Here is a 25959-nt window from a genome sequence, read left to right as displayed (position 1 = left end):
GTGGAAGATCCTGCCGATATGTTTGCGCCTTTGTTAAAGAAACTTTTTGGAAGCAAGAACGAGCGTGAAGTCAAACGCATGCTCAAGACGGTGCAGCTCGTCAATGCCTTCGAAGAGCAAATGGTGGCCCTTTCGGACGATCAATTGCGCGCCAAGACCGACGAGTTCAAGGCCCGCATCGCCAAAGGGGAAACCCTCGACAAACTGCTGCCAGAAGCCTTTGCGGTCGCCCGCGAAGCCGGTAAGCGTGTCATGGGTATGCGTCACTTCGATGTCCAGCTGATCGGCGGCATGACCTTGCATGAAGGTCAGATCGCAGAAATGCGTACCGGTGAAGGCAAGACCCTGGTGGCAACACTGGGCGTTTACCTCAACGCACTGTCCGGCAAGGGCGTGCACGTTGTGACGGTGAACGACTACCTGGCCCGCCGTGACGCCAACTGGATGCGTCCTCTGTATGAATTCCTCGGCCTGACCGTCGGCGTCGTGACGCCGTTCCAGCCGCCGGAAGAGAAGCGTATCGCCTACGCCGCCGACATCACCTACGGCACCAACAACGAATTCGGTTTCGACTACCTGCGCGACAACATGGCGTTCAGCATGGAAGAAAAATTCCAGCGCGAACTCAATTTTGCCGTGATCGACGAAGTCGACTCCATCCTCATCGACGAAGCGCGTACCCCGCTGATCATTTCCGGTCAGGCCGAGGACAGCTCCAAGCTGTACATGGAGATCAATAAACTGATCCCGCAGCTGGAACTGCACGTCGAAGAAGTTGAAGGCGAAGTCACCAAGGCTGGCCACTACACCGTTGACGAGAAGACCCGTCAGGTCGAACTCAACGAAGCCGGTCACCAGTACATCGAAGACATGCTCACCGGCGTCGGCCTGCTGGCTGAAGGCGAGAGCCTGTACTCGGCGCATAACCTGGGCCTGCTGACCCACGTCTATGCCGGTCTGCGTGCGCACAAACTGTTCAACCGCAACATTGAATACATCGTGCAGGACGGCCAGGTCGTACTGGTCGACGAACACACCGGCCGTACCATGCCGGGTCGCCGTCTGTCCGAAGGTCTGCATCAGGCCATCGAAGCCAAAGAAGGTCTGAACATTCAGGCCGAGAGCCAGACCCTGGCCTCGACCACGTTCCAGAACTACTTCCGTCTGTACACCAAGCTGTCCGGCATGACCGGTACCGCTGACACCGAAGCGTTCGAATTCCATCAGATCTACGGTCTGTCGGTCATGGTCATTCCGCCGAACAAGCCGCTGGCGCGTAAGGACTACAACGACCTGGTGTTCCTGACTGCCGAAGAGAAGTACACGGCAATCGTTGCAGACATCAAAGAAAGCATGGCTGCCGGTCGTCCGGTGCTGGTGGGTACTGCCACCATCGAAACCTCCGAGCACATGTCTGCACTGCTCGAGAAGGAAGGCATCGAACACAAGGTTCTCAACGCCAAGTTCCACGAAAAAGAAGCTGAAATCATTGCGCAGGCCGGTCGTCCGGGCGCGCTGACCATCGCCACCAACATGGCCGGTCGTGGTACCGACATTCTGTTGGGCGGCAACTGGGAAGTGGAAGTCGCTTCGCTGGAAGACCCGACCCCTGAGCAAATCGCCCAGATCAAGGCCGACTGGCAGAAGCGTCACCAGCAAGTGCTGGAGTCCGGTGGTTTGCAGGTGATTGCTTCCGAGCGTCACGAATCGCGCCGTATCGACAACCAGTTGCGTGGTCGGGCCGGTCGTCAGGGTGATGCCGGTTCCAGCCGCTTCTACCTGTCGCTGGAAGACAGCCTGATGCGTATCTTCGCCTCTGACCGGGTGAAGAACTTCATGAAAGCCCTGGGCATGCAGCCGGGCGAAGCGATCGAGCACCGCATGGTGACCAACGCGATCGAGAAGGCGCAGCGCAAGGTTGAAGGCCGTAACTTCGACATTCGTAAGCAACTGCTCGAGTTCGACGACGTCAACAACGAACAGCGTAAAGTGATTTATCACATGCGTAACACGTTGCTGGCCGCTGACAACATCGGTGAAACCATCGCCGACTTCCGTCAGGACGTGCTCAACGCCACCGTCAGCGCACACATTCCGCCGCAATCGCTGCCGGAACAGTGGGACGTTGCCGGTCTGGAAGCGTCGATTGCCAGCGATTTCGGCGTGACACTGCCGATTCAGCAGTGGCTCGACGAAGACGATCACCTCTACGAAGAAACCCTGCGCGAGAAGCTCATGACCGAGCTGATGGCGGCGTACAACGAGAAAGAAGATCAGGCCGGTGCCGATGCACTGCGCTCCTTCGAGAAGCAAATCGTTCTGCGCGTGCTGGATGACCTGTGGAAAGACCACCTGTCGACCATGGATCACCTGCGTCACGGTATCCACCTGCGTGGTTACGCCCAGAAGAACCCGAAGCAAGAGTACAAGCGCGAGTCGTTCACGCTGTTCTCCGAACTGCTCGATTCGATCAAGCGCGACTCGATCCGTGTGCTCTCGCACGTTCAGGTTCGCCGCGAAGACCCGGAAGCCGAAGAGCAACGTCTGCGTCAGGAAGCCGAAGCACTGGCCGCCCGCATGCAGTTCGAACACGCTGAAGCGCCAGGTCTGGAGCAACCGGAACTGCTCGGTGAAGAGGTCGATGTGGCCCTCGCCGCCGCCCCGGTTCGCAACGAACAGAAGCTGGGCCGCAACGAACTGTGCTACTGCGGTTCGGGCAAGAAATTCAAGCATTGCCACGGGCAGATCCAGTAAAACCCGTTATCACTGCTGAAATACCCGCGCCGCGACCGGCTTATGCCGTCGCGGCGTTTTGCCATTTAAACCACCGTCACTGCGCGTGACGGTGCTGACATCATTGAGTAAGGAGCGCATTCATGGCTGTTGGTCTTGGTCCTTTGCCAACGTTGCACCCGGTTGCCGGTTTTGAACTCGGTATTGCCTCGGCCGGCATCAAGCGCCCTGGGCGCAAAGATGTCGTTGTGATGCGCTGCGCCGAAGGTTCGACCGTGGCCGGCGTGTTCACGTTGAACGCCTTTTGTGCCGCGCCGGTGATTCTGGCGAAGCAACGCGTACAGAACGCCGTGCGTTATCTGCTGACCAACACCGGCAACGCCAACGCGGGCACCGGCGAGCCGGGCCTGGCCGCTGCCGAGCGCACCACCGCCAGGCTGGCTGAGCTGACTGGCGTCGATGCCAGCCAGATTCTGCCGTACTCAACCGGTGTAATCGGCGAGCCACTGCCGGTCGAGAAGATCGAAGGCGCGCTGCAAGCTGCGCTGGACGATCTCTCGGAAAACAACTGGGAAGCCGCTGCCACCGGCATCATGACCACTGACACCTTGCCAAAAGGTGCCAGCCGCCAGTTCCAGCATGACGGCGTGACCATCACCGTCACCGGCATCAGCAAAGGCGCGGGCATGATCCGTCCGAACATGGCGACCATGCTCGGTTACATCGCCACTGACGCCAAAGTCTCCCGCGACGTGCTGCACAACCTCATGCTCGACGGCGCCAACAAATCGTTCAACCGCATCACCATCGACGGCGACACCTCGACCAACGACTGCTGCATGCTGATCGCTACCGGCAAGGCTGCACTGCCGGAAATCACCCGCGCTGAAGGCGAGCTGTTCGCCAAATTGAAGCAAGCGGTGTTCGAGGTTTGCATGGACGTGGCCCAAGCCATCGTGCGTGACGGCGAAGGCGCGACCAAATTTGTCACTGTTGAAGTGAATGGCGGCGGCAACCATCAGGAGTGCCTGGACGTTGGCTACACTGTGGCGCACTCGCCGCTGATCAAGACCGCACTGTTCGCCTCCGACCCGAACTGGGGCCGTATTCTGGCGGCCGTCGGTCGTGCCGGCGTGCCCGATCTGGACGTGAGCAAAATCGACGTGTTCCTCGGCGACGTGTGCATCGCCAGCCGTGGCGCGCGCGCGGCGACCTACACTGAGGCGCAAGGCTCGGCAGTGATGCAACAGGAAGAAATCACCATCCGCATCGAACTGGGTCGCGGCGAATGCAGCGAAACCATCTGGACCACCGACCTGTCGCATGAGTATGTGAAGATCAACGCTGAATACCGCACTTGATCTAAAGCTCAGGAGTGGGCTGCCGGCATCATCGCGGGCAAGCCTTGCTCCTACCGGATAGCGTTGACCTGTAGGAGCAAGGCTTGCCCGCGAAGACGGCAGTCCAGGCACCTCAGACCCAAAGTTTTACCTCTGACGAAAAGGCGCCACACCATGTCCTTGCACCTGATCATCGGCGACAAACTGCTTTCCTCCTGGTCTCTGCGCGCTGCCTTGGCGCTTGAACTGACCGGCGCTCCTTACACCGAAGAACTGATCAAACTCGGCAAGCCCGACACCCGCGAGCGGCTGCTCAAGCATTCGCCGACCGCCAAAGTGCCGCTGCTGCAAACCTCGCGCGGCACGGTTGCCGATTCGCTGGCCATCGCCGAATACCTGGCCGAACAGTTCCCGTCCGAGCAACTCTGGCCGAGCGACATTTTCGCCCGCGCTCAGGCCCGATCCGCTTGCGCACAAATGCACAGCGGCTTCTTCGCCATGCGCAATCACATGCCGTTCAACCTCAGTCATGACGCGCCGCTCAACCCGGTGCCGCCAGAAGTGAAGGTCGATATCGAACGCATGCTCGCGCTGTGGGCCGAATGCCGTGACGCCGCCACCGAGAGCGGGCCTTACCTGTTCGGTCGCGTCAGTCTGGCCGATGCCTTCTTCGCGCCGATTGCCGTGCGCCTGCGCACCTATCAGGTAAAACTGCCGGCCGCCGACGAAGCCTATGTTGAAACCGTCTACCAATGGCCCGCCTTCAAAGCGTGGCAACAGGCTGGACTGGAGGAGTTGAATCCGTGAAACGTGTACACGTCGCCGCCGCCGTCATCCGTGACGACAGCGGCAAAATCCTCATTGCCCGCCGCGCCGACTCCCAGCATCAGGGTGGGCTGTGGGAGTTTCCCGGCGGCAAGGTCGAGGCGGACGAAACCGTCGAAAGCGCGCTGGCCCGTGAGCTGAAAGAAGAACTGGGCATCGTCGTTGGCGCCGCCCGACCGCTGATCAAAGTGCGTCACGATTACCCGGACAAGCAGGTGTTGCTGGATGTCTGGGAAGTCTCGGCATTCACCGGCGAACCGCACGGTGCCGAAGGCCAGCCATTGGCCTGGGTGACTGCGAAAGACTTGCCGAACTACGAGTTCCCGGCCGCCAACCAACCCATCGTCGCGGCCGCGCGTCTGCCGGGTGAATACCTGATCACCCCGGAAGATCTGGAAACCCCGGCTTTGCTGCGCGGGATTCAGAAGGCGATTGCTGGCGGGATCAAGCTCATCCAGCTGCGCGCACCGAACGGTTACGACCCGAAGTACCGCGATCTGGCTGTGGATGCCGCCGGTCTCTGCGCTGGCAAGGCGCAATTGATGATCAAAGGGCCATTTGAATGGCTCGGTGATTTCCCGTCGGCGGGTTGGCACATCACTTCAGCGCAGTTGCGTAAATACGCAGCGGCGGGGCGGCCGTTGCCGGCTGAGCGCTGGCTGGCGGCGTCGTGCCACAACGCTGAGGAATTGGCGTTGGCGGAGCAGATGGGCGTGGATTTTGTGACGCTGTCGCCGGTGCAGCCGACGTTGACGCACCCGGATGCGCAGCCGTTGGGTTGGGAGCAGGCTTCGGCGTTGATCGAAGGCTTTAGTAAGCCGGTGTTTCTGTTGGGCGGGGTGGGCCCGGCGGAGCGCGAGAAGGCTTGGGGTGTTGGGGCGCAGGGTGTTGCGGGGATCCGCGCATTCTGGCCTGATTCTCTGTAACGGCTGCTGGCCTCATCGCGAGCAGGCTCACTCCTACATGGGCCGTGTTCCTTCAGTTGGAATACGGTCAACTGTAGGAGTGAGCCTGCTCGCGAAGGCGTCCTTCCAATCACTGCAAATCTAAGGCTTGGCCGCCGGTTGCCACAAAATCTCCGCAATCCCCTGCCGCCGCGCAATCAACCGCGCCGCCACAAACAACAAATCCGACAACCGATTGATATACGCCAGGCCAACCCCGGCCAGTGGCTCGATCGCATTCAGATGCTGACAGCGCCGCTCGGCACTCCGCGCCAGGCTGCGGCACACATGCGCCTGCGCAATCAACATCGAACCACCCGGCAGAATGAAATTCTCCAGCGGCCCCAACTCCTCATTCCAGACGTCGATCGCCGCTTCCAGCCGCTCGATTTCCGCCGCGTTCAGCGCCTGATATTCCGGCATCGCCAACTCGCCACCCAGATCAAACAGTCGATGCTGACAAGGCGCCAATACCTCGATCAATTCATTCAGCCCCGGAGTGGCCTCGCGCTCGGCAAGTAACCCGGCCAGCAACACGCCAACCTGACTGTTCAGCGTATCGACTTCACCAATCGCTTCGATGCGCGGGTGATCCTTCGGTACGCGGCGGCCGTCGCCCAGGCCGGTTTCGCCTTTGTCGCCGGTGCGCGTGTAAATCTTCGACAAGCGAAAGCCCATGGGTTACCTCGGTAGTTGATTGATTTCAGCCGCGATGGCCGGTGGTGGCGCCAGCGGCAGGCGCAGGGTGAAACAGGTGCCCTGACCGGGCGCCGACTGCACTTCCATCTGGCCTTTGTGATTGTTGGTGATGATGAAGTACGACACCGACAAGCCAAGCCCGGTGCCCTGACCGATTTCCTTGGTGGTGAAGAACGGCTCGAAGGTGCGTTTGCGCACACTCTCGCTCATGCCGATGCCGTTGTCCTCGACCTGAATCTCGGCCCACGGCGGATTGAGTTTGGTGCGCAGAATAATCCGCCCCGGTTCGCTGTCGTCCTCACGCTGGTGAATCGCTTGCGCGGCGTTTTTCAGCAGGTTGAGCAGTACTTGTTCCAGCTCGTTGGCAGTGCCGGGCACCGGGCCGAGCGCCGGGTCGAACTGGCGCACAATGGCCTGACCCTTGAAGTCGAAACCGATCGCCAGATCGAAGTCGTTGCCGGCGATTTCCACCGCTTGATCGATCAGCGCCGGCAGGTCGCACGGTGCCATTTCCCGAGTGCTGCGACGGCTGAAGCTGAGCATGTGCGTGACGATTTTCGCCGCACGGGCACCGGCCTGTTGAATGCCGTCGAGGAGTTTCGGCACTTCGCGGCCTTGCAGGTAACGGTTGACGGTATCGAGTTCGATGCCCAGTTGTTCGGCGGTTTCAATGTTCTTCGGCAGATCTGCTGAAAGGCGTCGACGGATGTTTTGCACGTTGTGCAGGATCGCGCCCAGCGGGTTATTGATCTCGTGGGCCATGCCCGCCGCGAGGCCGCCGACCGAAAGCATCTTCTCCGACTGCACCATCATTTCTTCCAGCGACAAACGCTGGGTGATGTCATCGATGCGGATCACCACGCCACGGCCGGCGCCACCCATCAGCGGATAAAACGTCAGCGCGTAATGCTTCGGCTCGTCGTCCTTGAACCACGTCACCCGTTCGATTTTCGCCACCGTGTGTTGTTCGACGGTTTGTTTGAGCTGCGGCAAAAACGGCTTCAACGGTTCGAAGGCGAGGAAGATCGGCTGGTTCAGCGCTTCGTCCAGACGTGTGCCGGAAAGGGCGCTGGCCTCCTGATTCCATTGGGTGACGTAGAGCTGTTCGTCGAGTGCGATCAGTGCCGAGGGCATCGAGTCGATGATGCTGTTGAGGTAATTCTGGAAACCGGTGAGCTTCTTCTCGATTTTGCTGCGTACCTGAACTTCCAGTTCCAGTTTGCGGTTGGTGTGGCGGGTTTCCTCGGCCAGACCTTGAGCCTGATCGTAGGCGGCTTGCGAGTCGTCGCGGGCGCGTTTGAGCTGCTGCTCGCGGGCTTCAATGCGCGAGAGCATGGTATTGAACGCTTCAGCGAGGCTGCCGATTTCGTCGTGGTTGCCGCGTGAGGCACGCAGGGCGTAGTTCTCTTCGCGGGTGACCTGACGCGAGAGTTCTTCCAGTTGATGGATCGGCCGGGTGATCAGGCGTTTGATCTGGCGGGCAATCACCAGCCACAACAGCACGCTGAAAATCAGAATCCCAAGACTCGCGGTCAGGGTGCCGGTGTAGAACGCCATCGGCAGTTCGCTGCTCGCTACCAACAGCAGATGGCCGGGCGCGGTGCCGGGGCGGGGCAGGGTGATCAACTGGTTGCTGCGAAATTCGGTGAGTTGCCAGGCTTCGATGTGCCGATAGCGTTCCGGCAGTTTGAGTTTGTCGCCGCGCTGCACCTGCGCGAGGCGTTCGCCTTTGCCGTCATAGATAGCAGCAGCGCGTAATGGCGAGTAGCTGTCGAGTTCCTTGAGCAGACGCTCGGCGCTCTCCGGTGATTGCAGGGACTCGCTGACCAGACTCGGGTTGGCGATCAGTCGGCCGATGGTCTGCAACGCCTGCGGCGCCATGCTTTCCTGGGAAATGTAGTAGGCGGCGCTGATAAAGGTCAGGTTGGCGACCAGCAACACAGTGGTCAACAGCACCAGCAGGGCGGCCAGCAGTTTCTGGCCGACCGGCAGGTTTTCGAGGCGCTGGCGCAATGGCATCAGGTTTATCGCAGCAAAGGAACAAGTGGCCAGCGTAGCCGCTGCTCAGTCGCTGGGCAATCCAAGGCTGTGCAGATGCGCGACGAGGCGCTGCTGCAATTGGTTGAGGTGCGGCAGATTCAATTGATGACGCGTGGCGACTTTGCAGGCGTGGCCCAATAGATAGCTGATTTCGGTGCGGCGCTGGTTGGCGACGTCCTGATACATCGATGAGTAATTGGCCGCCGTCGCCTGAATCACCCGTTCGACTTCTTGCTGCAGATTCTCAGCGGCAGCGGGTTGGCCGCAGTGCTGCAACAACTCGGCGAGTTCGGCGCACAGCGTGGCGACTTCGCAATGATGATCCTGCAAACCACCGTTGCGGCAGTGGTGCAGCACGGTCAGTGGGTTGATCGCGCAGTTGAGCGCCAGTTTGCGCCACAGCCGCGTGAGGATATCGGTACTCCACTCGTGGGGAATGTTCGCGGCTTGCAGATCGTCCAGCCAGATCGGCGCAACCGGTTGAGTGACATCGCCCAGCCAGGTGAAGCCGTGACCGGCGAACACCACGCGCCAGTCGCCGTCGCGAAACGCGCCTTCGGTGCTGGACGCGCTGATGCAGCGCGCTTGCGGAACCCGCGTGGCGACGGCGTCCTGACTGCCGAGGCCGTTCTGCAACAGGATCAGTTCGGCATCCGCTGTCAGGCGCGGGGCGAGGCGGGCGATAGCACTTTCGGCGTCGTAGGCTTTGCAGGCGACCAGCAGTCGGCGAATTGGCTCAGGGCTGTCGGCGGTTTCGCCCGGCACGGCATGCGTGCTGGCCTGGCCGTGTTCGACGAGCGTTAGCCCGCCGGCCGCTTCATAACTGCGCAGGCGTTCGGCATCGCGCACGATCAATTTCACCGGCAAACCGGCCCGGGCCAGACGCGTGGCCCACAGTGTGCCGAGGCTGCCGGCGCCGAGGACGTGCCAGGTGGTCGACATCAGTTTTTTGCTCGATTGCGTACAGGCATGTGCGGCTCGCCGTGTTCGTAGGAAAAGACCCGTTATAATGAGCCCGATTTTAACCGCAAGCCAAGCGCGCTCCATCCTCATCGAGCGCGCCTTTTTATTGGAGAGATTACATGCCGTCGTTCGACGTGGTATCCGAACTGGACAAACACGAACTCACCAACGCGGTCGAGAACGCCGTGAAGGAACTCGATCGTCGTTATGACCTGAAAGGCAAAGGCAGCTTCGAGTTCAAGGAAAAAGACCTGACCGTGAGCCTGACCGCTGAAGCCGGGTTCCAGCTCGAAGCGATGATCGAAATCCTCAAGCTGGCGCTGGTCAAGCGCAAGATCGATGTGCAGTGCCTCGAGGTCAAGGACGCTTATGCATCGGGCAAGCTGATGAAGCAGGACGCCATCCTCAAGGAAGGCATCGACAAAGAACTGGCGAAGAAAATCGTCGGCCACATCAAAGACGCCAAGCTGAAAGTGCAGGCCGCCATTCAGGGCGAGCAAGTGCGCGTGACTGGCAAGAAGCGTGATGACCTGCAAGAAGCCATCGCTGCACTGCGTGCCAAGGAATTCGGCATGCCGCTGCAGTTCAACAACTTCCGCGACTAAGCCCGGTCAGATGACCTGTGGGAGCGAGCCTGCTCGCGAAAGCGGTGTGTCAGTCAACTCATTGGCTGAATGACCCAGCGCTTTCGCGAGCAGGCTCGCTCCCACATTTGTTTTGAATACACCCCGGAAAGCCGGAAATCAGGAGATAGAAGATGGATTTGAATGCTGAGGTAGACCAACTGGTCAAGGCATCCCAGGCGTGGATCCCGATGATCATGGAATACGGCAGCCGCGTGCTGCTGGCAGTGATTACCCTGGCCATCGGCTGGTGGCTGATCAACAAGGTCACGCAAAAACTCGGCGGTCTGCTGGCTCTGCGCAATGCTGACCTGGCGCTGCAAGGTTTTATCAGCAGCCTGGCCAACATCATTCTCAAAGTGCTGCTGATCGTCAGCGTCGCGTCGATGATCGGCGTGGAAACCACCTCGTTCGTTGCCGCAATCGGTGCTGCCGGTCTGGCCATCGGTCTGGCGTTGCAGGGTAGCCTGGCGAACTTCGCCGGTGGCGTGCTGATTCTGCTGTTCCGTCCGTTCCGTATCGGTGACTGGATCGAAGCGCAGGGCGTGGCGGGTACTGTCGACAGCATCCAGATCTTCCACACCGTACTGCGTACCGGCGACAACAAGACCATCATCATGCCTAACGGCAACCTGTCGAACGGCATCATCACCAACACCAATCGTCAGCCGACCCGCAAGGTGGTGTTCGATGTGGGCGTTGATTACGAAGCCGATCTGCAAAAGGCCCGTCAAGTGCTGCTGGATCTGGCCAACGACGAGCGCATTCTGCAAGACCCGGCGCCGCAGGCGGTAATTTCCACGCTGGGTGACAGCGCGATCACCGTTTCCCTGCGTGTGTGGGTTAAAACTGCAGACTACTGGGACGTGATGTTCATGTTTAACGAGCAGTCGCGTGATCGTTTAAAAACCGCTGGTATTGATATTCCTTTTCCGCAGCGAACCATTCGCGTAGTTCAGGAAACAGCGGCGCAGTAACAACCTTGATACCTGGCTTTGCAGTCAGTTAATCAATAAAGACCCAAGAGCTGTTCGCACTCTTGGGTTTTTTTTATGGCAGCCATTAAAGTTCGCCAGCTAATAGATAGCTGACTAATCTTTGTCATTCGAATGCAGTCAAGCCAGGCATAAAAAAACCGCCCACCTGAAGCAGGTGAGCGGTTCTTGTTTAGAGCAGAGCTCTACAGTACTTCAGCTGTGCATCCCTATTAGAGGATGTTCAGTGGGTACTCAACGATCAGACGCACGTCGTTGTTGTCAGACGAGTAGCCGCTGTAAGCACCGTTCGAACGGTACATGGCATAACGCAGACGGAACGACAGGTCTTTGGCTGGACCTTCTTGCAGAACGTACTTGGACTCGGCGTTCCACTCGTTCTCTTTACCTTCACCCAGACCGTTGGTCTCGATGTTGTCACCCATCACGTAACGGGTCATGAAGCTCAGGCCAGGAACGCCGTAGTCTTTCATGTTGATGTCGTAGCGAGCCTGCCAGGATTTCTCTTCGCGACCCACGAAGTCGGAGATCTGGATGGAGTTGGCTACGAAGATTGTGCTGTTACCGTCAACGCCATAGTAGTAAGCGTTGTCGCCGCTCGACTGCTGGTAGGCAACAGTGAACTTGTGCGCGCCCAGGCTGTAAGCAGCGGCCAGGGACCACAGGTTGTTGTCCACACCCAGAGTGCCGTCACCGATGGCGTCGACCAGGTCACCACGGCTGTCGCCCTTGGTTTTGTAACCGTTCAGGTCGAAGTTCAACGACTGCGTGTCGTCGATCGGCAAGGTGTAGTTCAGGTTGATGTAGTACTTCTTGAAGTAGTCATCAGCGTCGGAAGCAGCCAGTGCACCGGTGAAGTTGTCGGTGAAGGCGTAGCTGGCACCAAAGATATTGATGTTGGTCAGGCCTTTGCCGCCGTTACCGTTTTCATCAGGCAGACCGCCGATGCTGTCACGGCCCATACCGGTTTGCTTGCTCAGGGAAGTGAAGCGACCTGCGCTCAGTTCCAGACCTTTGATCTCTTTGGAAGTGATCAGGGTACCGGTCGCGACTTCTGGCAGCAGACGGCTGTCATCGGTAGCGAACACTGGGCTGGCAACAAATTGCTGGCCGTATTTCAGGGTGGTGTCGGAGAGACGGAATTTAACTGCGCCGCCGATTTTGCCCTGGGATTTTTCCGGGTTGCCGTCGCTGTCGCTGGCGAACAGGCCGTTACCGCGGTGGCCCGAGCCGCCGTCCAGTTTGACCGAACCCATTGCCATGGCGTCGAGACCGAAGCCGATGGTGCCTTGAGTGAAGCCCGACTCGTAAGTCAGCAGTTGGCTGACACCGGTGTCCTGGCGATAGCCAGCAGTACCGGAAGAGCCGTTGCCTGCACCGTTTTTAAAGTCACGGTTCATGTATTCCATACGAGTCTTCAGTTTCAGACTCTGGTCGCCGAAGAAACCTTTGGAATCATCCTGAGAAGACGCCACTGCGAACTGCGAGGTGCCTGCTGCAACAGCCAGTGCGATCATGCTCCACTTCATCACGCGCATCGTGATTTGCTCCTTTGGTTTTTAGAAGAGTACTGCCGTCCCACCTGTTTTATTATCTGGGCGGCTCTTTCTTTTTGTGTCGGCGCAAACTTATATCACGCCGACAATGTTGGCGATACTTGCGAATCTAACGTTTCACCTTCTTTACGACGCTGTCGCAGATGGCTTTGTAGAGGTCGCAAATTCACAGTACCGATGCAATCGGGTCTACAACTTTCTCGCTGTTTTTCTAGCCTTTTGCATCGCTAAAAAAGAGTCCCTGGCAAAACACTTGAATCTCCATCGGGCAACCCTGCCACTGTTTTTGTTGGGCTTGAGGCATCCACATCGTGTGGTGCGCTTATAGTCCATATGTGTACGAATGCAACAAGCGTGCACAAACCGCAATGTCGGTGCGGTTATTTTTCTGAACACCGCCTGTTACCTGTAAAAACCTTATAAATACGGGGCGCCAAGCCCCTTTCTACAAGGGCTTGACGCCATTCCGGCTATCGTGTTGCCAAGGCATCGGCCGCGTGCGACAGCCAAAAACGTTACCGGTTCACCCCGCCAGTGAGTATTCGGCGGATGCTTCGACGCCTGAGCGTAGACGCACTGTGCGGTTTTGGTGCAAAAAAATGACACCCTGTCCTGTAATCACACAGTCCGGCATGTGGGTAATCTCGAACGCCTCAATGGTTTTCAGTCATTTACGCGTATTCGTTATCCCTCTCGGTTCCGTGCTGGTGCAGGGCGCCAATAAATGTCACATGTCGGGGCGTTCGGCGAAAGCGCCGCAGGGCACAGCTGTCGTGAAGACTGGCGTATTCGCGGTATGCTTCCGGTCTGTCGCTTGGTGCGCTGCCCATCGGGCTGGCCGCTAAGCTGAATATGTCGATCAGCCGGGAGTGCGCGCAGTGTTTGCTTTAGATTCACGACTTCAACAGGACACGCTGACCATCGGTGACTTCCCGCTCTGCCGCCTGTTGCTGTCCAACGACAGCAACTATCCATGGTTCATCCTGGTGCCTCGTCGCGACGATATCAGCGAGTTGTTTCAATTGGATGTCGCCGATCAGCAGCAGTTGTGGCTGGAAACTACCGCACTGGCCGAGTTGCTCAAGGACTTGCTGGATGCGGACAAAATGAACGTGGCAACACTGGGTAATGTTGTCAGCCAGTTGCACATGCATGTAATTGTGCGCAAACGCGATGACGCCGCCTGGCCGGCGCCGGTCTGGGGCAAGCACCCGGCCAAGCCATACAGTGCCGAGCAGGTTGCCGCGATTCGCGAGCGCTTGCGTCTGGTGTTGACCGAAGACTTCACGTTTCTGGAGGGCTGAAGCATGAGCCTGGAACAACGCGTTACCGATCTGGAAAGCCGTCTGGCGTTTCAGGACGACACCATTCAGGCGTTGAACGACGTGCTGGTCGCGCAGCAGCGCGTAGTCGATCGTCTGCAATTGCAGATGGCGGCGCTGCTCAAGCGTCAGGAAGAAATGGTCGGGCAGTTCGAGTCTTTTGATGAAGAGGCGCCACCGCCGCACTATTAAGGCTTTTCTGAAGGCATAAAAAAACCGCGAACAGCCAGGCTGCTCGCGGTTTTTTATTGCCTTGAATCAGCGACGCGGCAGAGCAGCGATCACGTCCTCGGCTTGCAGGCCTTTGTCCCGGTTCATCACCGAGAACTCGACGCGCTGGCCTTCGACCAGAACGCGGTGGCCTTCGCCACGGATTGCACGGAAGTGCACGAAAATATCATCGCCGGAATCCCGGGAGATAAAGCCGAAGCCTTTGGAAGTGTTGAACCACTTGACGGTACCGGTATCACGATTGGTCATGTCATAGCTGGTTGGCGCGGCAGCAGGTGAAGAACGATAGAAGCTGACGGCCAGGTGCAGAACCACGGCAACCAGAGCGATCACCAGGGTGAACAGCACGGCTGGCTGGCCGGCGATGACAGGCATCGGCGCGATCAGGGTCAGGGTTTGCAGGACAACGGTCAGTACCAGAAGCGCGCTGACGAGGTTTTGCAGATGCTGACGCGGGCCTTTGTTCCAGTAAGGAATCACCGGGGCAATGATCAGGTTCAGCAGGCCGAAAAAGGCCAGGTAAAGTGCATCGGGTTGTTGCAGGTAGGGAACGGCTTCGGATTTCAAGCTAGGTATGAACGACAGCAGCAAAGCCGCTGCGCCCATTAGCAGGTGGACGATTTTCAACATTTTAATTGGCTCACGTTTATGACGGCTCACAAGGAAGAGCTGAAGGCGCACGGTTCGCTTCGGAACAAAAATAAGAGGCGTTGGACACGTACACGGCATCAGCCTATGCGCAACACCCCGAAAAATGGGGCATGGCGACACACTGCCTATTTAACAGCAAAGCCTGCGGCTACTCAAATCAGCCCGGCCAGCGGCACAGCGTCGGTCGATTTGTCGCAGCGTCTGTGGCCAATCAAGGCTGCGAGGTGTGGTCAGCCTTGCTAGAGTGGGTCTGCACCTGTTGGATGAATTCAATCGCCGTTAGGGGGTAAACATGGCAATCGATATCGGTATCAGTGAAGAAGACCGCAAATCCATCGTTGAAGGACTGTCGCGACTGCTGTCCGACACCTACGTGCTGTATCTCAAGACCCACAACTTCCACTGGAACGTCACCGGCCCGATGTTCCGTACGCTGCACCTGATGTTCGAAGAGCAATACAACGAACTGGCGCTGGCCGTGGATTCGATCGCCGAGCGCATTCGCGCGCTGGGCTTTCCGGCTCCGGGCGCCTACGCGACGTACGCGCGTCTTTCTTCTATTAAGGAAGAAGAGGGCGTGCCGAGCGCCGAAGACATGATCAAGCAACTCGTCGCTGGCCAGGAAGCCGTGACCCGCACCGCACGCGGCATTTTCCCGTTGCTCGATAAAGTCAGCGATGAGCCGACCGCCGACCTGCTGACCCAGCGCATGCAGGTGCACGAAAAAACCGCGTGGATGCTCCGCGCGCTGCTCGAAGGCTGATCGAAGCGCGCCTGTAATCGTTGGGTTGCAGGCGCGCTGTCCAGACTCTTACTTGTTGCGTTGGCTTATCCTACGTGGCGGGTCAACAAGTCGTCTGGCTATAACTTTGCGTCTGCGTTTTTATGGAGGTCACAGGAAGTGGCTTTGAAAATCCGCAGAGATGGCAAAGGAGTGTCAACGATATGGAAGATGCAGACAGGCGCAGCGACAGGGTTGTCGTGCCGCCCCATGAACTGATCGTCGATCCGTTCGTCAATGAGTTCGACATGGCATTGATCCGGCCGCTGTCGCGATCCGTGCGTTTGAATGGTTACGCCACCTGCCTGCGACTGGAGCAGGTGTACTGGAACATCCTCGCCAATATGGCGGCCAATAATTGCTGTTCGATCAGTTCGCTGTTGTCCCACGTCGACCGCGAGGTGCAGTTGCGTCACGGCGGAGTGAAAAATTTCAGTGCGCTGGTGCGGGTGGTCTGTGTGATGAACAGTGGTCGGGAGGTGGCGCCGGCCATCGCGGTCTGAACAGTGACGGTTGCAAGCGAGGTCGCGGCCCGTGCAGTCTTACGGCTGCACAGGCCGCATTTAATGGATATAATCCCGCTCTTTCGCCGCAAAGCCCTGCGCGCGGTAGCAATCTGATCGCCGAGACACCTCCATGCCGATGTACGATTACCAATGTGCTTCCTGTGGTCATCAGTTGGAAGCCATTCAAAAGATCAGCGCTGCACCGCTGGTCGACTGCCCTGCCTGCCAGGCGCCAGAGCTCAAGAAACAAATGTCCATGCCAGGCTTTCGCCTCAGCGGCAGCGGCTGGTACGAAACCGATTTCAAGACCGGCGCCAAGAAGAACCTGGCCGGTGGCGACAAATCTGACTAGGGTTCAAACCCAGGTCGAACGACACGCGTGAGTGTCCCGATGGCGCACACAGTTTGAGTGCGGCGGGATCTCCACCGAATTTCGAATTACGAGAAGCGAAACCACTACCATGATGCGCAGCCATTATTGCGGCCAACTGAACGAAAGCCTGGAAGGTCAGGAAATTACCCTTTGCGGATGGGTTCACCGTCGTCGCGACCACGGCGGGGTGATTTTCCTCGATATCCGTGATCGTGATGGTCTGGCCCAAGTGGTATTCGATCCGGATCGCGCCGAGAGATTCGCCGCCGCCGATCGCGTGCGCAGCGAATACGTCGTGAAGATCACCGGTAAGGTGCGTCTGCGTCCGGCCGGTGCCACCAACGCCAACATGGCGTCGGGCATGATCGAAGTGCTGGGTTATGAGCTGGAAGTGCTGAACGAGTCGGAAACCCCGCCGTTCCCGCTGAACGAGTTCTCCGACGTCGGCGAAGAAACCCGTCTGCGCTATCGCTTCCTCGACCTGCGTCGTCCGGAAATGGCCGAGAAGCTGCGTCTGCGTTCGCGCATGACCACCAGCATCCGTCGCTTCCTCGACGAAAACGGCTTCCTCGACGTTGAAACACCGATCCTGACCCGTGCCACCCCTGAAGGTGCGCGTGACTATCTGGTGCCGAGCCGTACTCACGCCGGTTCGTTCTTCGCTCTGCCGCAATCGCCGCAGTTGTTCAAACAACTGCTGATGGTTGCCGGTTTCGACCGTTACTACCAGATTGCCAAGTGCTTCCGCGACGAAGACCTGCGCGCTGACCGTCAGCCAGAATTCACCCAGATCGACATCGAAACCAGCTTCCTCGATGAAAAAGAGATCATGGGCCTGACCGAACAAATGATCCGCAACCTGTTCAAGGAAGTGCTGGATCTGGAATTCGGCGAATTCCCGCACATGACCTTCGAAGAAGCCATGCGCCGCTACGGTTCCGACAAGCCAGACCTGCGTATTCCGCTGGAACTGGTCGACGTTGCCGATCAACTGAAAGAAGTTGATTTCAAAGTATTCAGCGGCCCGGCCAACGATCCGAAATGCCGTATCGCTGCGCTGCGCGTACCAGGCGGCGCAAGCATGCCACGCAAGCAGATCGACGATTACACCAAGTTCGTCGGCATCTACGGTGCCAAAGGCCTGGCGTACATCAAGGTCAACGAGCGCGCTGCCGGTGTTGAAGGTCTGCAATCGCCGATCGTGAAAAACATCCCGCTGGACAACCTCAACGCCATCCTCGATCGCGTTGGCGCCGTTGACGGCGACATCGTGTTCTTCGGCGCCGACAAGGCCAAGATCGTCAGCGAAGCTTTGGGCGCACTGCGTATCAAGCTCGGTCACGACCTCAACCTGCTGACCTGCAAGTGGGCACCAATGTGGGTTGTCGACTTCCCGATGTTCGAAGAAAACGACGACGGCAGCTTCTCCGCGCTGCACCACCCGTTCACCGCGCCGAAGTGCTCTCCGGAAGAACTGGAAGCCAACCCGGCTGGCGCGCTGTCCCGCGCGTACGACATGGTGCTGAACGGTACTGAACTGGGTGGCGGTTCGATCCGTATTCACCGCAAGGAAATGCAGCAAGCGGTATTCCGCCTGTTGGGTATCAACGAAGCGGAACAGGAAGAGAAATTCGGCTTCCTGCTCGACGCCCTGAAATACGGTGCGCCGCCGCACGGTGGTCTGGCCTTCGGTCTCGACCGTCTGGTGATGCTGATGACCGGCGCCCAGTCGATCCGTGAAGTGATCGCCTTCCCGAAAACCCAGAGTGCTGCTGACGTGATGACGCAAGCGCCGGGTGTCGTGGATGCCAAGGCACTGCGCGAGCTGCACATTCGTTTGCGCGAAACGCCAAAGGCTGAGTAACACGGGCCTGAAGGCGCATCTTCGGATGCGCCTTTTTTCTATCTATAGAAAGCAGGTCGAGATTTTTTGTGTGCTGGCCGCTGCATGAGCAGGGCGGGCAACGTTTCAAAGAGAATTCGGAGCGAGTTATGGCTGGTCATTCCAAGTGGGCGAACATCAAGCACCGCAAAGAACGTCAGGATGCCAAAAGGGGCAAGATCTTCACCAAGTGGATCCGCGAACTGACCGTTGCGGCCCGTCAGGGCGGCGGTGATCCGGGCTCCAACCCGCGTCTGCGTCTGGCGCTGGATAAAGCGCTGAGCGCAAACATGAGCCGCGACATCATCGACCGTGCCGTTGCGCGTGGCGCCGGTGCGACCGAAGCGGACAACGTTGAAGAGCTGACCTACGAAGGCTACGGCCCGGGCGGCGTAGCGGTGTTGGTCGAGTGCATGACCGACAACCGCAACCGTACCGCCGCAGCCGTGCGCCATGCGTTCAGCAAGTGCGGTGGCAACCTTGGTACCGACGGCTCGGTGGCCTATCTGTTCGAACGTAAAGGCCAGATCAGCTTTGCGCCGGGCGTCGATGAAGACGCACTGACCGAAGCGGCGCTGGAAGCCGATGCCGATGACGTGGTTGCACACGAAGACGGTTCGATCGACGTGTTCACCTCGTTCACCAGTTTCTACGCGGTGCGTAATGCACTGGAAGCGGCTGGCTTCAAGGGTGATGACGCGGAAATCGTCATGCAGCCAACCACCAGCGCCGAGCTGGATCTGGAAGGCGCGGAGAAGGTGCTCAAGCTGATCGACATGCTTGAGGATCTGGATGACGTGCAGAACGTCTACTCCAACGCGGACATTCCGGAAGACGTGGCCGCTCAGCTCGGTTGATGTAAATAGAAAGGTCGCAGTTTTTGCTGGCTCTACACTTCACCTGTAGGAGCTGCCGAAGGCTGCGATCTTTTGATCTTTTAAAAACACAAAGATCGCAGCCTTCGGCAGCTCCTACCTGTACCCTCAGCTTTCGCATCAATTTCTGCAGGCGTTATGACTTTAATTCTTGGTATCGACCCCGGTTCGCGCATCACCGGTTACGGGATTGTTCGCGATACCGGGCGTGGCGGCTGTATCTATGTGGCTTCCGGCTGCATCCGCACCGGTGCGGGCGAGCTGCACGAACGGCTGCAAATCGTTTATCGCGGCGTGCGTGAAATCATTCAGACCTACGGCCCGGTCACCATGGGCATCGAAAAAGTCTTCATGGCGAAAAACGCCGATTCTGCACTGAAACTCGGTCAGGCCCGTGGCGCGGCGATTGTCGCTGGCGCCGAAGAGAGCCTGGAGATCGCCGAGTACACCGCGACTCAGGTCAAGCAGGCCGTGGTGGGCACCGGCGCCGCCAATAAAGAACAAGTGCAGATGATGGTCATGCACATGCTCAAGCTGACCGCCAAACCGCAAATCGATGCATCCGACGCCCTGGCCATTGCCATTTGCCACGCGCACACCCGCTCCAGTCTGCTGCCGCACGGCTTGGGCACTGCACGCAGTCGTGGCGGGCGCCTGCGTCTCTGATAGCATCAGCATCAAATTTCCCGAAAGCGGATGCTTGCGCCTGTGTCGTCGGCCCGAAATCCGCGTTTCGACAGTCGCCAGCCCACGGTTGGCCAACGCTCAAGGATCTGAAACGTGATTGGACGCTTGCGCGGCACCCTGGCTGAGAAACAGCCGCCGCACCTGATTCTGGATGTAAACGGCCTCGGGTATGAGCTGGAAGTACCGATGACCACGCTTTATCGTCTGCCGTCGGTCGGTGAACCACTGACCCTGCACACCCATTTGGTCGTACGCGAAGACGCGCAACTGCTCTATGGTTTTTCCGGTAAACGTGAGCGAGACTTTTTTCGCGAGTTGATCCGTCTCAATGGTGTCGGGCCAAAACTGGCCCTGGCGTTGATGTCGAGTCTTGAAGTCGACGAGTTGATCCGCTGCGTGCAATCCCAGGACACCTCGGCGCTGACCAAGGTGCCGGGCGTTGGCAAGAAGACGGCCGAGCGTTTGCTGGTCGAGCTGAAAGATCGCTTCAAGGCGTGGGAAACTTCGCCGGCGATGTTTGCGCTGGTGCCGAATCAGCCGGACGGCCCGGCGCCGGTCAATACCGCCGAGAACGATGCCGTCAGCGCGTTGATTTCCCTCGGTTACAAACCGCAGGAAGCGAGCAAGGCGATTTCCGCGATCAAGGACAAGAATTTGAGCAGTGAAGACATGATCCGCCGCGCCCTGAAGGGAATGATTTAAGTGATTGAAGCTGATCGTCTGATCGCCGCCGCGCACAGCCCGCGTGAGCGCGAAGAAGTCCAGGATCGGGCCATTCGCCCGGTCAGCCTGGCCGACTATATTGGTCAGCCGACCGTGCGCGAGCAGATGGAATTGTTCATCCAGGCCGCGCGTGGCCGCAGTGAATCCCTCGACCACACGCTGATCTTCGGCCCGCCGGGCTTGGGTAAGACCACGCTGGCCAACATCATTGCCCAGGAAATGGGCGTGTCGATCAAGAGTACCTCGGGCCCGGTGCTTGAGCGTCCCGGTGATCTGGCGGCATTGCTGACCAACCTTGAACCGCACGACGTGTTGTTTATCGATGAAATCCATCGCCTGTCGCCGATCGTTGAAGAAGTGCTGTACCCGGCGATGGAAGATTTCCAGCTCGACATCATGATCGGCGAAGGGCCGGCGGCGCGTTCGATCAAACTTGATCTGCCACCGTTTACCCTGGTCGGCGCCACGACGCGCGCCGGCATGCTGACCAACCCGCTGCGTGACCGCTTCGGTATCGTCCAGCGTCTTGAGTTCTACAGCACCGCGGATCTGTCGACGATTGTCAGTCGTTCGGCGGCTATTCTCGGTCTGCCACTGGATCCGGAAGGCGCCTTTGAAATCGCTCGCCGTGCCCGCGGTACGCCGCGTATCGCCAACCGTTTGTTGCGTCGCGTGCGTGATTTTGCTGAAGTCCGCGCCAAAGGGCACATCACCAAATCGGTCGCCGATCTGGCGTTGAACCTGCTGGATGTTGATGAACATGGCTTTGACCATCAGGATCGACGTCTACTGTTGACCATGATCGAGAAGTTCGACGGCGGACCGGTCGGTATCGACAGTCTGGCGGCGGCGATCAGCGAAGAGCGTCACACCATTGAAGACGTGCTGGAGCCATATCTGATTCAGCAGGGCTACATCATGCGTACGCCACGGGGCAGGGTGGTGACCCGGCATGCGTACCTGCATTTCGGTTTAAACATTCCGTCACGAATGGGCGAAATGCCCGTGGCAGACGAGTTTCTCGATGCCGTGGACGATTAATACACATTTGTTGTCGATTTATTCAGGGTTTGTACTGTCAGACGACGGTACTTTTGCGTTAAAGCTTTGAAACCATGAAAAACAGTTGCCTGGCCGGATTGGCAACCTGAGGAGTAAGCACTAGAGTATGCGCGCGCAAAACGGGCTTGGGCCGTTCGCACATCGTTGTCGCGTTTATTACGAGGACACCGATGCGGGCGGCATCGTGTATTACGTTAATTACCTCAAGTTTATGGAACGGGCTCGAACCGAGCGGCTGCGTGAACTGGGCTTTGCCCAATCGCAGTTGGCAGGGGAGGATCTGTTGTTTGTCGTGCATTCCAGCGAAGCGCGTTACCACGCGCCGGCGCGACTGGATGACGAACTGCTGGTAAGCGCTGAAGTAATCGAATTGAACCGTGCCAGCCTGCGCTTTAAACAGCAGGTCAGGCGGGCTACGGATAATGTGCTGCTCTGTGAAGGGCAGTTTTTGGTGGCCTGTGTGCGCACTAACAGTTTGAAACCCCGGGCCCTTCCCGAAGACTTGCGTGCGGCCTTTGCCGACGCGGTCGGCCCGGGTACACACTCAAAGCAGGAGATAAAGCGTGAAGCTAACGTCGTCGAACATTACTCCATGTGGAGCCTGGTCAGCAATGCCAGCATCGTGGTGCAGTTGGTAATGTTGACCCTGGTGGCCGCATCGGTGACCTCATGGATCATGATCTTTCAGCGCAGCAATCTGCTGCGTGCCGGTCGACGCGCCCTGGAGAGCTTCGAAGAGCGCTTCTGGTCGGGTATCGATCTGTCCAAACTGTACCGTCAGGCGGGCAGCAACCCGGATCCGGATTCGGGCGTCGAGCAAATCTTCCGCGCCGGTTTCAAAGAGTTCTCGCGTCTGCGTCAGCAGCCAGGTGTCGACCCTGAAGCGGTGATGGAAGGTGTGGCCCGTGCCATGCGCGTTGCCATTTCCCGTGAAGAAGAGAAACTCGAGCAAAGCCTGCCGTTCCTCGCCACCGTTGGTTCGGTCAGCCCGTACATCGGTCTGTTCGGTACTGTGTGGGGCATCATGAACTCCTTCCGCGGTCTGGCCAGCGCCCAGCAAGCAACCCTGGCCACTGTGGCCCCGGGTATCGCCGAAGCCCTGATCGCCACCGCGATCGGTCTGTTCGCCGCGATCCCTGCGGTTATCGCTTACAACCGTTTCGCCGCTCGCAGCGAAACCTTGCTGGGCCGCTACTACACCTTCGCCGATGAATTCCAGGCGATCCTGCACCGCAAAGTGCACACCAGCGAAGAATAAGCAGGTATTTCCAATGGCTTTAATCGCTCGAGCTCGCAAAAAGCGCAAGCCGGTCGCCGAGATGAACGTAGTGCCTTACATCGACGTGATGTTGGTGCTGCTGGTCATCTTCATGGTGACCGCGCCGATGCTCAATCAGGGCGTGAAAGTTGATCTGCCCAAGGTTTCCAGCGAAGCCTTGCCGCAGGACAACAACACGCAAGTCCTGACCATTTCGATCAAGGCTGACAAGACCTACTACTGGAACCTTGGCAGCGAAGTCGATACCGAGAAGCAACAGGACAGGGCCATGACCCTGCCGCAAATGACCGACGCGGTGACCAAGATCATTCGTGCCGGCACCGAAGGCGGCAAGCGTACCCAGGTCTTCATCCGCGGTGACAAGACCGTCGATTATGGTTCCGTCATGGGCGCCATGGGCGGGTTGCAGAAAGCCGGGGTCGGTAATGTTGGTTTGATTACCGAGGCCCCCTGATGCAGCAACAGCGAGAGCCGTCCGCCTCGGAAAGCTACTTCTGGCCTAGTGTTCTGGCAATTGTCCTGCACGTGCTGGTGTTCGGCATGCTGTTCGTCAGTTTCGCCTTTACACCAGAGCTGCCGCCGGCCAAGCCGATTGTCCAGGCGACCCTGTACCAGCTGAAATCGAAAAGTCAGGCAACCACCCAGACCAATCAGAAGATTGCGGGTGAGGCGAAGAAATCCGCCGCGCGTCAGACCGAAGTCGAGCAGATGGAGCAGAAAAAGGTCGAGCAGGAAGAGATCAAGGCTGCGGCGGAACAAAAGAAAGAAGAAGCGGCTCAAAAAGCCGAGGAAGCCAAGAAGGCCGACGAGTCGAAAAAAGCGGACGAAGCGAAAAAGGCTGATGAAGCCAAAAAAGCCGACGACGCGAAAAAGGCTGAGGCGAAAAAGGCAGAAGAGAAACAATTGGCTGATATAGCCAAGAAGAAAGCCGAAGACGAAGCCAAAAAGGCTGCTGAAGAAGAGGCCAAGAAAGCGGCCGCTGAAGAAGCCAAGAAGAAGATTGTCGAAGACGCGAAGAAGAAAGCCGCCGACGACGCCAAGAAGAAAGCTGAAGCTGACGAGGCGAAGAAGAAAGTCGCCGACGAAGCGAAGAAGAAAGCTGCTGCCGATGCTGCGAAGAAGAAAGCGCAGGATGCGGCACGTAAATCGACCGAAGACAAAAAGGCTCAGGCCTTGGCCGATTTGCTTTCCGACACGCCGCAGCGCCAGCAGGCTTTGGCGGATGAGCAGGGTGACGAAGTCGCGGGCAGTTTCGATGACCTGATTCGTGCGCGAGCAGCAGAAGGTTGGGCTCGACCACCTTCGGCACGCAAAGGCATGACGGTCGTGCTGCAAATCGGCATGTTGCCGGACGGTACGGTGACTTCGGTCAGCGTGTCCAAGTCCAGCGGCGATGGTCCGTTTGATGCTTCGGCAGTGGCGGCAGTGAAGAATATTGGACGTTTGACAGAAATGCAGGGAATGAAGCCGAGCGATTTCGCTCCGTATCGTTCATTCAAGATGACATTCACACCTGAGGATCTAGCCTTGTGAGAAACCTTCTTCGAGGAATGCTGGTCGTGATCTGCTGCATGGCAGGGATCGCGATGGCTGATGAAAAGAACATTCTGGTTACCAGCGGCAGTGATCGGGCTACTCCGATCGCGGTTGTGCCGTTTGGTATGCAGGGCGGTGCCGTCCTGCCGGACGACATGGCTGAAATCATTGGTAACGATTTGCGTAACTCGGGCTACTACTCGCCGATTCCAAAGCAAAACATGATCAGCCAGCCAAGCCAGCCGAGCGAAATCATCTTCCGTGACTGGAAGGCGGTGGGTGCTCAATACATGATGGTCGGCAGCATTGCTCCAGCCGGCGGTCGCCTGCAGGTGCAATGGGCGCTGTTCAACGTTGCCACCGAGCAGAAAGTGGCTGACGGCAGCGTCTCCGGTACCACGGATCAAATCCGCGACATGGCGCACTTCATTGCTGACCAGTCGTTCGAAAAACTCACCGGTATCCCGGGTGCGTTCTCGACTCGCCTGCTGTACGTAACGGCCGAGCGTTTCTCCGAGAAGAACACTCGCTACACCCTGCAACGTTCGGACTACGACGGTGCTCGCGCCGTGACTCTGCTGCAATCGCGTGAGCCGATCCTGTCGCCGCGTTTCGCACCGGATGGCAAGCGCATCGCTTATGTTTCGTTTGAACAGCGCCGTCCGCGCATCTTCATGCAGAACATCGACACCGGTCGCCGTGAGCAGATCACCAACTTCGAAGGTTTGAACGGTGCACCGGCCTGGTCGCCGAATGGTGATCGTCTGGCGTTCGTCCTGTCGAAAGACGGTAACCCGGACATTTACGTGATGAACCTGGCTTCGCGTCAGATCACTCGCGTGACCGCAGGTCCAGGCATCAACACCGAACCGTACTGGGGCAAGGATGGTTCGACCATTTACTTCACCTCGGATCGCGGCGGCAAGCCACAGATCTACAAAACCAGCGCCAGTGGCGGCGGTGCGGAGCGAGTGACCTTCATCGGTAACTACAACGCCAACCCTAAATTGTCGGCGGATGAAAAGACCCTGGTGATGATCCATCGTCAGGACGGTTTCACCAATTTCAAGGTGGCAGCCCAGGATTTGCAGCGAGGTAGTGTAAAGATCCTCACTGATAGCACTCTGGACGAGTCGCCTACTGTTGCGCCCAACGGCACCATGGTAATCTACGCCACCCGCCAACAGGGCCGGGGAGTCTTGATGCTCGTGTCCATTAATGGACGCGTTAGGCTCCCGCTTCCTACCGCTCAAGGCGAAGTCAGAGAACCGTCCTGGTCCCCTTACCTGAAGTGAGCGGGCGCTACACGTTTTACTTAACACACTGGGGTTCA

The 25959-nt window shown here is 58.3% G+C and carries 25 protein-coding genes and 1 pseudogene; 21 read left to right on the top strand and 5 right to left on the bottom strand.

Going from position 1 to position 25959, the window contains the following annotated elements; all coding sequences use genetic code 11:
* Window positions 1-18 precede the first annotated feature (18 nt).
* The 4 genes from secA (at window position 19) to ACIP66_RS14075 (ending at window position 5824) form a co-directional block, all read left to right on the top strand.
* On the top strand, window positions 19-2754 hold the full coding sequence (gene secA / locus ACIP66_RS14090) for a preprotein translocase subunit SecA (RefSeq protein ID WP_053123112.1): 2736 nt from the start codon (window positions 19-21) through the stop codon (window positions 2752-2754).
* A gap of 122 nt (window positions 2755-2876) precedes the next feature.
* Window positions 2877-4094 carry a bifunctional glutamate N-acetyltransferase/amino-acid acetyltransferase ArgJ gene (argJ, locus tag ACIP66_RS14085; RefSeq protein WP_053123110.1) on the top strand — a complete coding sequence of 406 codons (1218 nt, stop codon included), beginning with the start codon at window positions 2877-2879 and terminating at the stop codon, window positions 4092-4094.
* A 153-nt stretch (window positions 4095-4247) separates the two neighbouring features.
* A complete protein-coding gene (locus tag ACIP66_RS14080) occupies window positions 4248-4880 on the top strand; it encodes a glutathione S-transferase family protein (protein ID WP_159812539.1) in 633 nt (210 codons plus the stop codon).
* The gene (locus ACIP66_RS14075) at window positions 4877-5824 is read left to right on the top strand and encodes a Nudix family hydrolase (protein WP_400648786.1); all 948 of its coding nucleotides are present in this window, start codon (window positions 4877-4879) and stop codon (window positions 5822-5824) included. The genes ACIP66_RS14080 and ACIP66_RS14075 overlap by 4 nt, the downstream gene beginning before the upstream one ends.
* 120 nt (window positions 5825-5944) lie before the next feature.
* Here ACIP66_RS14075 and ACIP66_RS14070 read toward each other — a convergent pair whose 3' ends face one another.
* Genes ACIP66_RS14070 through ACIP66_RS14060 form a run of 3 tightly spaced genes read right to left on the bottom strand, consistent with a single transcriptional unit; the run spans window position 5945 to window position 9523 of the window.
* On the bottom strand, window positions 5945-6520 hold the full coding sequence (locus tag ACIP66_RS14070) for a cob(I)yrinic acid a,c-diamide adenosyltransferase (RefSeq protein WP_400648785.1): 576 nt from the start codon (window positions 6518-6520) through the stop codon (window positions 5945-5947).
* A gap of 3 nt (window positions 6521-6523) precedes the next feature.
* On the bottom strand, window positions 6524-8560 hold the full coding sequence (locus ACIP66_RS14065; RefSeq protein ID WP_159812536.1) for a PAS domain-containing sensor histidine kinase: 2037 nt from the start codon (window positions 8558-8560) through the stop codon (window positions 6524-6526).
* A 45-nt stretch (window positions 8561-8605) separates the two neighbouring features.
* A complete protein-coding gene (locus ACIP66_RS14060) occupies window positions 8606-9523 on the bottom strand; it encodes a putative 2-dehydropantoate 2-reductase (RefSeq protein WP_400648784.1) in 918 nt (305 codons plus the stop codon).
* A gap of 140 nt (window positions 9524-9663) precedes the next feature.
* Between ACIP66_RS14060 and ACIP66_RS14055 the strand changes: the two genes are divergently transcribed.
* Together ACIP66_RS14055 and ACIP66_RS14050 are read left to right on the top strand one after the other, a co-directional pair.
* A complete protein-coding gene (locus ACIP66_RS14055) occupies window positions 9664-10149 on the top strand; it encodes a YajQ family cyclic di-GMP-binding protein (RefSeq protein ID WP_008080210.1) in 486 nt (161 codons plus the stop codon).
* A 152-nt stretch (window positions 10150-10301) separates the two neighbouring features.
* Window positions 10302-11144, top strand: a complete 843-nt coding sequence (locus ACIP66_RS14050; protein ID WP_053123098.1) for a mechanosensitive ion channel family protein — start codon at window positions 10302-10304, stop codon at window positions 11142-11144.
* A 230-nt stretch (window positions 11145-11374) separates the two neighbouring features.
* On the opposite strand, the gene ACIP66_RS14045 is transcribed toward ACIP66_RS14050, so the two are convergent.
* A complete protein-coding gene (locus ACIP66_RS14045) occupies window positions 11375-12700 on the bottom strand; it encodes an OprD family porin (RefSeq protein WP_053123096.1) in 1326 nt (441 codons plus the stop codon).
* An 896-nt stretch (window positions 12701-13596) separates the two neighbouring features.
* Between ACIP66_RS14045 and ACIP66_RS14040 the strand changes: the two genes are divergently transcribed.
* Complete coding sequence (locus ACIP66_RS14040) at window positions 13597-14022, top strand: HIT domain-containing protein (RefSeq protein ID WP_053123094.1); 426 nt, start codon at window positions 13597-13599, stop codon at window positions 14020-14022.
* A gap of 3 nt (window positions 14023-14025) precedes the next feature.
* On the top strand, window positions 14026-14232 hold the full coding sequence (locus tag ACIP66_RS14035) for a SlyX family protein (RefSeq protein ID WP_159812534.1): 207 nt from the start codon (window positions 14026-14028) through the stop codon (window positions 14230-14232).
* Window positions 14233-14298: 66 nt separating this feature from the next.
* On the opposite strand, the gene ACIP66_RS14030 is transcribed toward ACIP66_RS14035, so the two are convergent.
* Complete coding sequence (locus ACIP66_RS14030; protein WP_053123090.1) at window positions 14299-14901, bottom strand: cold-shock protein; 603 nt, start codon at window positions 14899-14901, stop codon at window positions 14299-14301.
* 313 nt (window positions 14902-15214) lie between these two features.
* Between ACIP66_RS14030 and ACIP66_RS14025 the strand changes: the two genes are divergently transcribed.
* The 13 genes and pseudogenes from ACIP66_RS14025 to tolB all read left to right on the top strand — a co-directional run bounded on the left by ACIP66_RS14025 (window position 15215) and on the right by tolB (window position 25921).
* Window positions 15215-15685, top strand: a complete 471-nt coding sequence (locus ACIP66_RS14025; RefSeq protein ID WP_053123088.1) for a Dps family protein — start codon at window positions 15215-15217, stop codon at window positions 15683-15685.
* A gap of 182 nt (window positions 15686-15867) precedes the next feature.
* Entirely contained in the window at window positions 15868-16206 is a 339-nt protein-coding gene (locus ACIP66_RS14020; RefSeq protein WP_400648781.1) for a ribbon-helix-helix domain-containing protein, read from the top strand.
* Between the two features lie 133 nt (window positions 16207-16339).
* Window positions 16340-16561: an FmdB family zinc ribbon protein gene (locus tag ACIP66_RS14015; RefSeq protein ID WP_053123084.1), complete on the top strand. Its 222-nt coding sequence runs from the start codon at window positions 16340-16342 to the stop codon at window positions 16559-16561.
* Window positions 16562-16670: 109 nt separating this feature from the next.
* Window positions 16671-18446 (top strand): aspartate--tRNA ligase, encoded by a 1776-nt coding sequence (aspS, locus tag ACIP66_RS14010; protein ID WP_400648779.1) that lies wholly within the window; start codon window positions 16671-16673, stop codon window positions 18444-18446.
* Window positions 18447-18574: 128 nt separating this feature from the next.
* Window positions 18575-19321 (top strand): YebC/PmpR family DNA-binding transcriptional regulator, encoded by a 747-nt coding sequence (locus ACIP66_RS14005; RefSeq protein ID WP_016983823.1) that lies wholly within the window; start codon window positions 18575-18577, stop codon window positions 19319-19321.
* 156 nt (window positions 19322-19477) lie between these two features.
* A complete protein-coding gene (gene ruvC, locus ACIP66_RS14000) occupies window positions 19478-20005 on the top strand; it encodes a crossover junction endodeoxyribonuclease RuvC (protein ID WP_008080220.1) in 528 nt (175 codons plus the stop codon).
* A gap of 114 nt (window positions 20006-20119) precedes the next feature.
* Complete coding sequence (ruvA, locus tag ACIP66_RS13995; RefSeq protein ID WP_053123081.1) at window positions 20120-20728, top strand: Holliday junction branch migration protein RuvA; 609 nt, start codon at window positions 20120-20122, stop codon at window positions 20726-20728.
* Entirely contained in the window at window positions 20729-21790 is a 1062-nt protein-coding gene (gene ruvB / locus ACIP66_RS13990) for a Holliday junction branch migration DNA helicase RuvB (RefSeq protein ID WP_053123079.1), read from the top strand.
* Between the two features lie 127 nt (window positions 21791-21917).
* Window positions 21918-22331: pseudogene (gene ybgC / locus ACIP66_RS13985) on the top strand (tol-pal system-associated acyl-CoA thioesterase); the annotation flags it as partial.
* Window positions 22332-22403: 72 nt separating this feature from the next.
* A complete protein-coding gene (gene tolQ, locus ACIP66_RS13980) occupies window positions 22404-23069 on the top strand; it encodes a protein TolQ (protein ID WP_166554502.1) in 666 nt (221 codons plus the stop codon).
* Between the two features lie 22 nt (window positions 23070-23091).
* A complete protein-coding gene (tolR, locus tag ACIP66_RS13975; protein ID WP_161806672.1) occupies window positions 23092-23544 on the top strand; it encodes a protein TolR in 453 nt (150 codons plus the stop codon).
* The gene (tolA, locus tag ACIP66_RS13970) at window positions 23544-24623 is read left to right on the top strand and encodes a cell envelope integrity protein TolA (RefSeq protein WP_053123075.1); all 1080 of its coding nucleotides are present in this window, start codon (window positions 23544-23546) and stop codon (window positions 24621-24623) included. The genes tolR and tolA overlap by 1 nt, the downstream gene beginning before the upstream one ends.
* Before the next feature lie 17 nt (window positions 24624-24640).
* Window positions 24641-25921, top strand: a complete 1281-nt coding sequence (gene tolB, locus ACIP66_RS13965; protein ID WP_172680149.1) for a Tol-Pal system beta propeller repeat protein TolB — start codon at window positions 24641-24643, stop codon at window positions 25919-25921.
* Window positions 25922-25959 lie beyond the last annotated feature (38 nt).

Origin of the sequence: Pseudomonas sp. NPDC088429, from assembly GCF_044753305.1 — a bacterium.
Classification (GTDB): domain Bacteria; phylum Pseudomonadota; class Gammaproteobacteria; order Pseudomonadales; family Pseudomonadaceae; genus Aquipseudomonas; species Aquipseudomonas rustica.
This window is presented reverse-complemented; position numbering and strand designations above follow the sequence as displayed.

Bases quoted from the DNA above. Each gene is read 5' to 3' on its own strand.
- ACIP66_RS14070 (WP_400648785.1), bottom strand. From the start codon at position 6,520: ATGGGCTTTCGCTTGTCGAAGATTTACACGCGCACCGGCGACAAAGGC.
- ruvC (WP_008080220.1), top strand. From the start codon at position 19,478: ATGACTTTAATTCTTGGTATCGACCCCGGTTCGCGCATCACCGGTTAC.
- ACIP66_RS14045 (WP_053123096.1), bottom strand. From the start codon at position 12,700: ATGCGCGTGATGAAGTGGAGCATGATCGCACTGGCTGTTGCAGCAGGC.
- ACIP66_RS14015 (WP_053123084.1), top strand. From the start codon at position 16,340: ATGCCGATGTACGATTACCAATGTGCTTCCTGTGGTCATCAGTTGGAA.
- ACIP66_RS14035 (WP_159812534.1), top strand. From the start codon at position 14,026: ATGAGCCTGGAACAACGCGTTACCGATCTGGAAAGCCGTCTGGCGTTT.
- ACIP66_RS14020 (WP_400648781.1), top strand. From the start codon at position 15,868: ATGGAAGATGCAGACAGGCGCAGCGACAGGGTTGTCGTGCCGCCCCAT.
- ACIP66_RS14005 (WP_016983823.1), top strand. From the start codon at position 18,575: ATGGCTGGTCATTCCAAGTGGGCGAACATCAAGCACCGCAAAGAACGT.
- secA (WP_053123112.1), top strand. From the start codon at position 19: ATGTTTGCGCCTTTGTTAAAGAAACTTTTTGGAAGCAAGAACGAGCGT.
- ACIP66_RS14050 (WP_053123098.1), top strand. From the start codon at position 10,302: ATGGATTTGAATGCTGAGGTAGACCAACTGGTCAAGGCATCCCAGGCG.
- ACIP66_RS14055 (WP_008080210.1), top strand. From the start codon at position 9,664: ATGCCGTCGTTCGACGTGGTATCCGAACTGGACAAACACGAACTCACC.
- argJ (WP_053123110.1), top strand. From the start codon at position 2,877: ATGGCTGTTGGTCTTGGTCCTTTGCCAACGTTGCACCCGGTTGCCGGT.
- ACIP66_RS14080 (WP_159812539.1), top strand. From the start codon at position 4,248: ATGTCCTTGCACCTGATCATCGGCGACAAACTGCTTTCCTCCTGGTCT.
- tolQ (WP_166554502.1), top strand. From the start codon at position 22,404: ATGTGGAGCCTGGTCAGCAATGCCAGCATCGTGGTGCAGTTGGTAATG.
- ACIP66_RS14065 (WP_159812536.1), bottom strand. From the start codon at position 8,560: ATGCCATTGCGCCAGCGCCTCGAAAACCTGCCGGTCGGCCAGAAACTG.
- tolA (WP_053123075.1), top strand. From the start codon at position 23,544: ATGCAGCAACAGCGAGAGCCGTCCGCCTCGGAAAGCTACTTCTGGCCT.
- aspS (WP_400648779.1), top strand. From the start codon at position 16,671: ATGATGCGCAGCCATTATTGCGGCCAACTGAACGAAAGCCTGGAAGGT.
- tolB (WP_172680149.1), top strand. From the start codon at position 24,641: ATGCTGGTCGTGATCTGCTGCATGGCAGGGATCGCGATGGCTGATGAA.
- ACIP66_RS14025 (WP_053123088.1), top strand. From the start codon at position 15,215: ATGGCAATCGATATCGGTATCAGTGAAGAAGACCGCAAATCCATCGTT.
- ACIP66_RS14060 (WP_400648784.1), bottom strand. From the start codon at position 9,523: ATGTCGACCACCTGGCACGTCCTCGGCGCCGGCAGCCTCGGCACACTG.
- ACIP66_RS14030 (WP_053123090.1), bottom strand. From the start codon at position 14,901: ATGTTGAAAATCGTCCACCTGCTAATGGGCGCAGCGGCTTTGCTGCTG.